We start from the raw sequence: 9,693 nt of genomic DNA, 5'->3' as shown, positions 1-9,693 counted from the left end.
GACCAGGTTGGCCGTCTGGTCGGTGACCGGCCCGACCAGGAAGATGAGCCTCTCGCGCAGCAGCCGGCTGTAGATGTCGTAGGCGCGCTCGCCCCGTCCCGACGTCTCGATGACGATGGGCACCATGCCCAGACCCTGCGTTTCCAGCGCGCTCATTGCACGTCCCCAGTCGATTCGATTGCTGCCATGTCAGGGCCGATTATGTGTCTGCAAGCCGCCCCGCCCCGCGCGGAGACTGCCCGTTCGGCCAGCACCCGGGCGGCCTCAGCGCGCCATCAGTTCGTCGAAGGGGACCGCCCTGTCGGTGACCTTGGCCCGCTCGAGGACGTGGCTGGCGACGTTGTTCTCGACCACGACGGCCTCGACCTCGGCCATCCGCTGCCGGTCGCTCAGGTACCAGCGCATCACCTCGCTCGGCTTCTCGTAGCTCTGCGCCAGCTCCTCGATGTGCGCCTGCAGCTGCTCCGGCTTGGCCTGCAGCGACTGGCTGCGCACCAGCTCGCTGACGACCAGGCCGAGACGGACCCGCCGCTCAGCCTGCTCCTGGAATAGATCGGCCGGGAACGGCGCCGTCTCGGCATCCTTCACACCGCGCTTCTTCAGGTCGGCCCGCGTCTGCTCGATCAACCGCTCGACCTCGCCGCCGACCAGGCTCTTCGGCACCTCGAGCTCGGCGGCCTTGACCAGTGCGTCCATGACGCTCGCCTTGTTCCGGGCCAGGACGCGGAACTTGACCTCGCGCTCGAGGTTCTTGCGCACGTCGGCGCGGAGCGCCTCGACGGTGCCGCCTTCGATACCCAGCGCCTTGGCGAGCGACTCGTCGACGGCCGGTAGCTGCTGCGCCTCGATCTTCTTCAGGGTCACCATGAAGTCGGCTTCCTTGCCGGCGACTTCCTTGCCCTGGTAATCCGCGGGGAACTGCAGGGGAAAGGTCTTCGAGTCGCCCAGCTTCATGCCGCGCACGGCGGCGTCGAACTGCTCGAGCATCTGCCCTTCGCCGATGATGAAGGAGAAGTCCTCCGCCTTGCCGCCCTCGAACGGCACGCCGTCCACCGTGCCGGAGAAGTCGATCGTGACGCGGTCGCCGGCGGCAGCCGGTTCGGACGCCGGCCGCTGCTGGAAGGTGCGGCGCTGCTTGCGCAGGATCTCGATGGTCTTGTCGACCGCGTCATCGGTCACCTCGGTCGTCACGCGCTCCACCTCGGCCGCGCCCAGATCGCCGATCCTCACTTCGGGGTAGACCTCGAACGTGGCGTCGAAGGCCACTTCGCCTTCCGGCGCGTCGGCCTTCTCGGTGATGCGGGGCGGCCCGGCCACCCGCAGCTTGGCTTCGTTGACGGCCTGCGAGAACACCTGGCCGACCTTGTCGTTCAGCACCTCGCTCTGCACCGAGTAGCCGTAGCGCTGGGCGACGACGCTCATGGGAACCTTGCCCGGGCGAAAGCCGTCGGCCTTGACGGTGCGCGAGAGCTTGCGCAGGCGCGTCTCGACCTCGGACTGGATCGCCGTGGTGGGCAGCGTCAGGGTGATCCGGCGCTCGAGCTTGTCGAGGGTTTCAACTTGAACGGGCATGATGGTGTGGGTTCGTTGCATAAGCCTGGTGCGCGGGGTCGGACTCGAACCGACACGCCGGTGAAGGCGTCAGGACCTAAACCTGGTGCGTCTACCAATTTCGCCACCCGCGCGAGAAGGTGGTGAGACGAAGCCACGAAAAAGCGGCTTCATACCGGCCGGTAGCGGCCAAGCCCACGAGTTTACCGGCTCCCGGGCGACGCGCGGCCCTGCGCGCCGGCACATCCCGCAAGCCGTGGAGAATCCGGGCGGTGAGCGGCAAGCATTACGAGAACTTCCCGGTCGCCTCCTGGCTGTGCCCTCCGGTGCTGCGCCCGGCGGTCCTGGCCATCTACGGCTTCGCCCGCACGGCCGACGACATCGCCGACGAGGGCGATGCCGCGTCGCAGGAGCGCCTCGCGGACCTGCACGCGTTCCGTGCCGACCTCGCCCGGGTCGCCGCCGGCGCGCCGCCCTCGCCTCGCTGGCCCGCCGTCTTCGCTCCGCTCGGCCGGGCCATCCGCGAGCACGCGCTCCCCGTCCACCTGCTTGGCGCCCTGCTCGATGCGTTCGAGCAGGACGTCGCCGTCACGAGCTATGCCGATCGCGACGAGTTGCTCGCCTATTGCCGGCGCTCCGCCGATCCGGTCGGTCGGCTGCTCCTGCACCTGTACGGCATCGGCGACGCGACCTCGCTGGCCCGGTCGGATGCGATCTGCACCTCTTTGCAGCTGGCCAACTTCTGGCAGGACCTGGGCGTCGACGCCACGCACGGCCGACTCTACGTTCCGCAGTCCGACTGCCGCCGCTTCGGCGTCGACCCCGGGCAGGTCCTGGCCAAGAAGGACAGCCCGCAGCTGCAGGCCCTGGTCCTGGATCTCGCTGCCTGGGCCCGGTCGCTGATGCTCTCCGGCGCGCCGCTGGTGCACGCCGTGCCCGGCCGCGCCGGCCTCGAGCTGCGCCTGGTCGTCCAGGGCGGTCTGCGCATCCTCCAGCGCATCGAAGGGCTGCAAGGCGCCACCCTGCACAGCCGCCCGGTCCTGGGCTGGCGCGATGCGCCGTCGATCGCGTGGCGGGCCCTGGCGATGCGGCACGCGCCGTCGCAAACGGCCGGGCGGCCGCGCCAGCAGGATCGGTCCAGGCCGCCATGAGCCCGGAGCGATACGTCCAGGAAAAGGCGGCGGCGAGCGGCTCCAGCTTCTATTACGCGTTCCTGTTCCTGCCGCCGGCCCGACGGGCGGCGATCACCGCCTTCTATGCCTTCTGCCGCGAGGTCGACGACGTCGCCGACGAGGTCACGGACCCGGGCGTCGCGGCGACCAAGCTGGCCTGGTGGCGGAGCGAGGTCGGCGCCGCCTTCGCCGGGCGGCCATCGCATCCCGCGCTGCATGCCTTGCTGCCGCACGCTGCGGAGTACGCGATCGAGCCATCGCACCTGCTGGCCGTGATCGAAGGCTGCCAGATGGACCTCGACCAGTCGCGATTCCTCGACTACCCCGGGCTCGAGCGGTACTGCCACCTGGTGGCCGGTGTCGTCGGCGAGGTCGCCGCCAACATCTTCGGCCGCACCGCCGCATCGACGCTCGAGTACGCGCACCGGCTCGGCCTGGCGATGCAGCTGACGAACATCATCCGGGACGTCGGCGACGACGCGCGCCGCAACCGGATCTACCTGCCGCTGAGCGAGCTCAAGCAGTTCGACGTCAAGGCTGCCGACCTCCTCGAGCGGCGCTACAGCGAGCGCTTCACCGCCCTCATGCGCTTCCAGGCCGAGCGCGCGCACCGGACCTACGACGATGCCCTGGCCCGCCTGCCCGACGCGGACCGGGCCACGCAAAAGCCCGGGCTGATGATGGCCAACATCTACCGCAGCCTGCTGCGCGAGATCGAGGCCGACGCCTTCCAGGTGCTGCACCAGCGCATCTCCCTCACGCCGGTGCGCAAGCTCTGGATCGCCATGCGCACGAACTGGCGCGGCCGCTAGTGACCGCGGCGGCGCGCGTCGCCGTGATCGGCGCCGGCTGGGCCGGGCTCGCTGCGGCCATCGAAGCGGCGCGCCGCGGCGCCCGCGTGACGCTGTTCGAGATGGCGGCCCAGGCCGGCGGGCGGGCCCGTGACGTGGTGTCGCGCGGCGACGTGCTCGACAACGGCCAGCACATCTGCATCGGGGCCTACTCGGAAACGCTTCGCCTGCTGAAGGATCTCGGTGTCGCCGAGGGCGCAGCTTTCCTGCGCCGGCCGCTGACGCTCGTCGATGCCGACGGGCATGGCTTGAGGCTGCGCCGCGGCCCGGCCCTGCCCGCATTCGCCTGGGCCGCCCTGCGTCGGACCGGGTGGCGCTGGCGCGATCGCCTGGCCCTGCTCCGCCTCGCAGCGCGCTGGCGCCGCGGCGGCTTCCGCTGCGCACCGGAGTGCACGGTGGCCGACCTCGCTGCGGGCCTCCCGGACGGGGTGCGCGCCGATTTTCTCGAGCCCTTGTGCGTCGCTGCCTTGAACACCCCGGCAGCGAAGGCGAGCGGCACGGTCTTCCTGCGCGTCCTGCGCGACGCGCTCACCGGCGGCCCCGGTTCTGCCGATCTGCTGCTGCCCCGCCGGAGCCTCGGCCAGCTCCTTCCCGAGCCGGCGCTCGCCTGGCTGCATCAGGCAGGCGCCGCAGTCCACTTGGGGACGAGGGTGAACGGGATCGAGCGCCAAGGAAAACGCTGGGTCGTGGAGCAAGCTCCCTTCGACCGGGTGATCGTCGCCGCGAGCGCCAGTGAATCGGCCCGCCTGCTCGCGCCCCATGCCGCGCAGTGGGCCGCCCGTGCCGCGACCTTGGACTACGAGCCGATCGTGACCGTGTACGCGGGCAGCACCGGCTGCCGCCTGCCCGAGCCGCTGCTGGCGCTGCGGGCCGGCCCCCAGGCTCCGGCGCAGTTCGTCTTCGACCGCGGCCAGCTCGGCGGGCCGGCCGGCCTGCTCGCCTTCGTGGTCAGCGGCGCGCGCCAATGGGTCGACGCCGGCGCGGCGGCGACCGAGCAGGCCACGCTGGCGCAGGCCAAGGACCAGCTGCAGCCGCACCTGCGAGCGCCGCTCCAGATCGTCCGGACGCTGATCGAAAAGCGTGCGACCTTCGCCTGCACGCCGCTGCTGGATCGGCCACCGATGGCGGTCGCCGCCGGCCTGTTCGCCTGCGGTGACTACGTGGACGGACCCTACCCGGCAACCCTCGAAGGCGCGGTGCGCAGCGGGCTCGCCGCGTCGCGTGCCGCCCTCACATGACTCGGCGAGAATCGGCCATGCGGAAGAGCGAAGAGCGAAGCATCACGATCCAGGTGCTGGAACGCGCCTTCGGCCTGCTCGACCTGCTGGCGTCGCACCAGGAGCCGGTGCCGCTCAAGCTCATCAGCGAGCAGAGCGGCCTGCATCCCTCCACGGCGCACCGGATCCTCAACGACCTCACCATCGGCCGCTACGTGGACCGGCCGGAACCGGGCAGCTACCGGCTGGGCATGCGCCTCCTCGAGCTGGGCAACCTGGTCAAGGCACGCCTGGACGTCCGCGACGCCGCCCTGGTTCCGATGCGCGAGCTGCACAAGCTGACGCACCAGCCCGTGAACCTGTCGATGCGCCAGGGCGACGAGATCGTCTACGTCGAAAGAACGTACAGCGAGCGCTCCGGGATGCAGGTGGTCCGTGCCATCGGCGGCCGGGCTCCCCTGCACCTGACCTCGGTCGGCAAGCTCTTCCTCGCCCACGACGACGCCCAGCGCGTCCGCGCCTACGCTGCCCGCACGGGCCTGGCCGGTCACACGCGCAACAGCATCACGGAGCTCGCCGTCCTGGAGCGCGAGCTGGCGCGGGTTCTCCAGTATGGAACGGCGCGCGACGACGAGGAGCTCGAGCTGGGCGTCCGCTGCATGGCCGCGGGCATCCTCGACGACCAGGGAAAGCTGGTGGCGGGGTTGTCGATCTCGGCCCCGGCCGACCGCCTGGAGGAAGGCTGGCTCGAGCGCCTGCGCGCCACGGCGGCCCAGATCTCGGCGGCGCTCGGCCATCGCGGCTGAGGGCTCGGCAGCGTCAGGCCGCCGAAGCTCACATCGCCGGCTTCTTGCCTCCGAGGACGACCGGGAGGACGGGCGTCGACTCCGTGATCCAGCGGCGGACGCGCTCGGCATCGCCGATCCGCGAGTACTTCCCCGCCGAGTCGAGGAACACCATGATCAGGTGCCGCCCTGCGAGCTTGGCCTGCATCACCAGGCAACGGCCGGCCTCGGAGATGTAGCCCGTCTTCTGCAGGCCGATCTCCCAGTCCGGGTTCTTGATCAGGCCGTTGGTGTTGCGGAACTGGAGCGAACGGTTGTCGACCTCGACGAGGTACTCCGGCGACGTGGACAACTCGCGGATGATCTGGAACTCGTGCGCGGCCTTGACCAGGGTGGCCAGATCGCGGGCGCTCGACTGGTTGCGGCTCGACAGGCCCGTCGGCTCGACGTAGCGGGTGTCCCTCATGCCGAGTTCCTGCGCCTTGCGGTTCATGGCGTCGACGAAGGCCTTCAGCCCGCCCGGGTAGCTGCGGCCGAGCGCATTCGCGGCGCGATTCTCGGACGACATCAGGGCCAGGTGGAGCATGTCCTCGCGACGGAGCTGGGTGCCGACCTTCAGGCGCGAGCGGCTGCCCTTTTCGGTGTCGATGTCCTCGTCCGTGATGGTGATCGTCTCGTCGAGCCGCAGCCCGGCGTCGACGACGACGACGGCCGTCATCAGCTTCGTCAGCGAAGCGATGGGCAGCACGGTCTGCGAGTTCTTGCTGAACAGGATTTCGTCCGTGTCCTGGTCGAGGATCAGTGCCACGCCTGACTTCAGGTCCAGCAGGTCGGCGGCGTCGTGCAGGCCGATCATCTGGCCGAACGAGGGCCGGGCAGGCTCGATGCGGACGAGCGACGCGATTCGGCGCCCGTTCCCGGCCCGGCTGGAGCGCACGACCAGCGCCTGGCGCACGCGCGCCTGGGTGACGATCTTCGACAGGGTGGTCGCGGTGCGCTTCTTGGCGGCTTCGGCGGCGGTCGGCATCCTGGCCACGGCCACGCTGCTGGAGGCCAGGAGGGCTCCGAAGAGGAGCGTCGTGATGAGCTGGCGGGTCGTCGGCAAGATGATCCTCGAAGGGCGCGGCGCGAGTCTAGGGGTCCGGATAAAAACACGCAAGATCAAAAGCTTGCGCGTTTTTCCTAAAGTGAGACTACAGACACGGATTCGCCACTCCCGAGGACTTATAGCGCGCCGCTAGCCTTGCGCGGCCACCCGTTCGTCCTTGTGGTGCAGCTTGTTCAGCGCGGAAAGGTAGGCCTTCGCCGACGCGACCACGATGTCCGGATCGGCACCGACTCCGTTGACGATCCGACCGCCGCGCTGCAGGCGGACCGTGACTTCGCCCTGGGATTCTGTGCTGCCCGAGGTGATGGCATTGACCGAATAGAGGAGCATTTCCGCGCCACTCGCCACCCGGGATTCGATGGCCTTCAGGCTGGCGTCGACCGGGCCGTTGCCATCGCTCGAGGCGAGGTGGTCCACCTCTCCGGCCGCGAAGGAGACGGTGGCCTGCGGCCGCGAGCCCATCTCCGAGTGCTGCGACAGCGAGACGAGGCGGTAGTGCTCGTGCTCCGCCGTCACCGACTCGTCCATCACGAGGGCGATGATGTCCTCGTCGAAGATGTCGCTCTTGCGGTCGGCCAGTTCCTTGAACTTGACGAAGGCGGCATTGACTTCGGCCTCGGACTCCAGGCCGATGCCGAGGTCCTTCAGACGCTGCTTGAAGGCGTTGCGCCCGGACAGCTTGCCCAGGACGATCTTGTTGGTCGTCCAGCCGACGTCCTCGGCACGCATGATCTCGTAGGTGTCGCGCGCCTTGAGGACGCCGTCCTGGTGAATCCCGGAGGCGTGCGCGAAGGCGTTGGCGCCGACCACGGCCTTGTTCGGCTGGACGACGAAACCCGTCGTCTGCGCGACCAGCCGCGAGGCCGGCACGATCTGCGATGCGTCGACGCCGACCTCGAGACCGAAGTAGTCGCGGCGCGTCTTCAGCGCCATCACCACCTCCTCCAGCGAGCAGTTGCCGGCGCGCTCGCCAAGTCCGTTGATCGTGCACTCGATCTGCCGCGCCCCGCCCAGCATGACGCCCGCCAGCGAATTGGCGACGGCCATGCCGAGGTCGTTGTGGCAGTGCACCGACCAGACCGCCTTGTTGGAGTTCGGGATCCGCGTGCGCAGGTCGAGCAGGAACTGACCGTAGAGCTCGGGTACCGCGTAGCCGACGGTGTCGGGGATGTTGATGGTCGAGGCGCCCTCGGCGATGACGGCCTCGAGGACGCGGCAGAGGAAGTCCGGATCCGACCGGTAGCCGTCCTCCGGGGAGAACTCGACATCGGCGGCAAGGTTGCGCGCGAACCGCGTCGACAGCCGGGCCTGCTCGAACACCTCGTCGGGCGTCATGCGGAGCTTCTTTTCCATGTGCAGCGCACTGGTGGCGATGAACAGGTGGATCCGCGTCGATTCGCCGCCGGCGAGCGCCTCGGCGGCGCGCGAGATGTCGCGGTCATTGGCGCGCGCCAGCGAGCAGACGGTCGATCCGCGGATCGCCTGGGCGATGGCGCGGACGGCCTCGAAGTCCCCGTTGGAAGACGCAGCGAAGCCGGCCTCGATGACGTCGACCTTCAGCCGCTCGAGCTGGCGCGCGATGCGAAGCTTCTCGTCTTTGGTCATCGAGGCGCCGGGCGATTGCTCGCCGTCGCGCAAGGTGGTGTCGAAGATGAACAGGCGGTCGGTCACGGGTTTACTCCTCTGGAAAGCAAAACGGCCCGCTGCATCTGCAAGCGGGCCGGTCGACGAATACGGGGGGACGTGGTCGTTCAGCGAGCCCTGGGTGGTCCAAGAAGAAGGAGCAGCGCGGAACGGGCGGCGAACGTCATCGGGTCAATATAGCACGGCCTTCACCGGTGCAGCCCCTGCTCGTCAGGTTCGTGGGTGGATGTCGCGATCACGCTCACGGGCTTGCCCTTCATCCGCTTCCAGGCGTAGACGCCATAGCCGGACACCCCGTAGATCACGAAGAGAGCAAACAGCGTCGCCGGCACATGGATGTTGATCACGGCGATGCCGAGCGCGATGAGGACGATCACGACGAAGGGCACCGAGCGCTTGAGGCTCAGGTCCTTGAAGCTGTAGAACGGGACGTTGGTCACCATCGTCAGCCCGGCGTAGAGGGTAAGGCCGAAGGTGAGCCAGGCCAGCCACGGCCCCTCGGTCCGGCCGACGAAGCCCTGGTCGTCCATCAGCCAGATGAAGCCCATGACCAGCGCCGCCGCCGCCGGGCTCGGCAGGCCCTGGAAGAAGCGCTTGTCGACGACGCCGATGTTGGTGTTGAAGCGCGCCAGGCGGAGCGCCGTGCACGAGCAGTAGACGAAGGCCGCGATCCAGCCCGGCTTGCCGAGCGTGCGCAGGCTCCACTCGTACGCGACCAGCGCCGGCGCGGCGCCGAACGACACCATGTCGGAGAGCGAATCCATCTGCTCGCCGAAGACGCTCTGCGTCTTCGTCATGCGGGCGACGCGGCCGTCGAGGCTGTCGAGCACCATGGCGGCGAAGACGCCGTAGGCCGATTGCTCGAAGCGCCCGTTCATCGCCATCACGACCGCGTAGAAGCCGCCGAACAGCGCCCCCAGCGTGAAGAGGTTGGGCAGGATGTAGACGCCCTTGCGGCGCGGCCGGGGCGGCGCCTCGGTCGAGGGCGACTCCCCGGCCGAAGGCAGCGGTGGCAGCGGCGTCGGAGGTTCTGCCATGACCGCGGCCGGCCTCAGTTGCGCGACGGGTCCACGAGCCTGTTCTTCTTGATCCACGGCATCATCGCGCGCAGCTTCTCGCCGACGACCTCGATCTCGTGCTGCGCGGTCAGCCGGCGGCGGCTCAGCAGCGTCGGTGCGCCGGCGCGATTCTCGATGATGAAGCTCTTGGCGTACTCGCCGGTCTGGATGTCCTTGAGAACCTGCTTCATCACCAGCTTGGTCTCTTCGGTGATGATGCGAGGCCCGGTCACGTACTCGCCGTACTCCGCGTTGTTGGAGATCGAGTAGTTCATGTTGGCGATGCCGCCTTCGTAGATCAGGTCGA

The 9,693-nt window shown here is 69.1% G+C and carries 9 protein-coding genes, 1 tRNA gene and 1 pseudogene; 4 read left to right on the top strand and 7 right to left on the bottom strand.

The features are described from left to right. The 3 genes from AC30N0_RS08950 to AC30N0_RS08940 all read right to left on the bottom strand — a co-directional run. Positions 1 to 156, bottom strand: a 156-nt coding sequence (locus tag AC30N0_RS08950) for an ATP-dependent Clp protease proteolytic subunit (RefSeq protein ID WP_489517576.1), incomplete at its 3' end; no start/stop codon positions are given. 108 nt (positions 157 to 264) lie between these two features. Beyond that, positions 265 to 1,572: a trigger factor gene (gene tig, locus AC30N0_RS08945; protein ID WP_489517574.1), complete on the bottom strand. Its 1,308-nt coding sequence runs from the start codon at positions 1,570 to 1,572 to the stop codon at positions 265 to 267. A 26-nt stretch (positions 1,573 to 1,598) separates the two neighbouring features. After that, positions 1,599 to 1,685 (bottom strand) — tRNA-Leu (locus AC30N0_RS08940). A 138-nt stretch (positions 1,686 to 1,823) separates the two neighbouring features. Here AC30N0_RS08940 and hpnC point away from each other — a divergent pair. The 4 genes from hpnC to AC30N0_RS08920 are packed head-to-tail and all read left to right on the top strand — an operon-like array spanning position 1,824 to position 5,597. Next, positions 1,824 to 2,702, top strand: a complete 879-nt coding sequence (gene hpnC, locus AC30N0_RS08935; RefSeq protein ID WP_489517573.1) for a squalene synthase HpnC — start codon at positions 1,824 to 1,826, stop codon at positions 2,700 to 2,702. Beyond that, positions 2,699 to 3,535 (top strand): presqualene diphosphate synthase HpnD, encoded by an 837-nt coding sequence (hpnD, locus tag AC30N0_RS08930; RefSeq protein WP_489517572.1) that lies wholly within the window; start codon positions 2,699 to 2,701, stop codon positions 3,533 to 3,535. Before hpnC ends, hpnD begins: the two co-directional genes overlap by 4 nt. After that, positions 3,535 to 4,812, top strand: coding sequence for a hydroxysqualene dehydroxylase HpnE (gene hpnE / locus AC30N0_RS08925; RefSeq protein ID WP_489517571.1), 1,278 nt, complete (start codon positions 3,535 to 3,537; stop codon positions 4,810 to 4,812). Before hpnD ends, hpnE begins: the two co-directional genes overlap by 1 nt. Positions 4,813 to 4,829: 17 nt before the next feature. Continuing rightward, a complete protein-coding gene (locus AC30N0_RS08920) occupies positions 4,830 to 5,597 on the top strand; it encodes an IclR family transcriptional regulator (protein ID WP_489517570.1) in 768 nt (255 codons plus the stop codon). 28 nt (positions 5,598 to 5,625) lie between these two features. Here AC30N0_RS08920 and pbpG read toward each other — a convergent pair whose 3' ends face one another. From pbpG to AC30N0_RS08900, 4 genes and pseudogenes are all read right to left on the bottom strand, one after another. Then, positions 5,626 to 6,603: a D-alanyl-D-alanine endopeptidase gene (gene pbpG, locus AC30N0_RS08915; protein WP_489517575.1), complete on the bottom strand. Its 978-nt coding sequence runs from the start codon at positions 6,601 to 6,603 to the stop codon at positions 5,626 to 5,628. Between the two features lie 210 nt (positions 6,604 to 6,813). Further along, positions 6,814 to 8,355, bottom strand: coding sequence for a 2-isopropylmalate synthase (locus AC30N0_RS08910; RefSeq protein ID WP_489517569.1), 1,542 nt, complete (start codon positions 8,353 to 8,355; stop codon positions 6,814 to 6,816). Positions 8,356 to 8,516: 161 nt separating this feature from the next. After that, positions 8,517 to 9,365 (bottom strand): CDP-diacylglycerol--serine O-phosphatidyltransferase, encoded by an 849-nt coding sequence (pssA, locus tag AC30N0_RS08905; protein ID WP_489517568.1) that lies wholly within the window; start codon positions 9,363 to 9,365, stop codon positions 8,517 to 8,519. A 14-nt stretch (positions 9,366 to 9,379) separates the two neighbouring features. After that, positions 9,380 to 9,693 (bottom strand): annotated as a pseudogene (locus tag AC30N0_RS08900) (ketol-acid reductoisomerase); the annotation flags it as partial.

The organism is Rhizobacter sp. (assembly GCF_031412495.1).
Classification (GTDB): Bacteria; Pseudomonadota; Gammaproteobacteria; order Burkholderiales; family Burkholderiaceae_C; genus Schlegelella_A.
This window is presented reverse-complemented; position numbering and strand designations above follow the sequence as displayed.

Bases quoted from the DNA above. Each gene is read 5' to 3' on its own strand.
- tig (WP_489517574.1), bottom strand. From the start codon at position 1,572: ATGCCCGTTCAAGTTGAAACCCTCGACAAGCTCGAGCGCCGGATCACC.
- hpnD (WP_489517572.1), top strand. From the start codon at position 2,699: ATGAGCCCGGAGCGATACGTCCAGGAAAAGGCGGCGGCGAGCGGCTCC.
- AC30N0_RS08920 (WP_489517570.1), top strand. From the start codon at position 4,830: ATGCGGAAGAGCGAAGAGCGAAGCATCACGATCCAGGTGCTGGAACGC.
- pbpG (WP_489517575.1), bottom strand. From the start codon at position 6,603: ATGCCGACCGCCGCCGAAGCCGCCAAGAAGCGCACCGCGACCACCCTG.
- pssA (WP_489517568.1), bottom strand. From the start codon at position 9,365: ATGGCAGAACCTCCGACGCCGCTGCCACCGCTGCCTTCGGCCGGGGAG.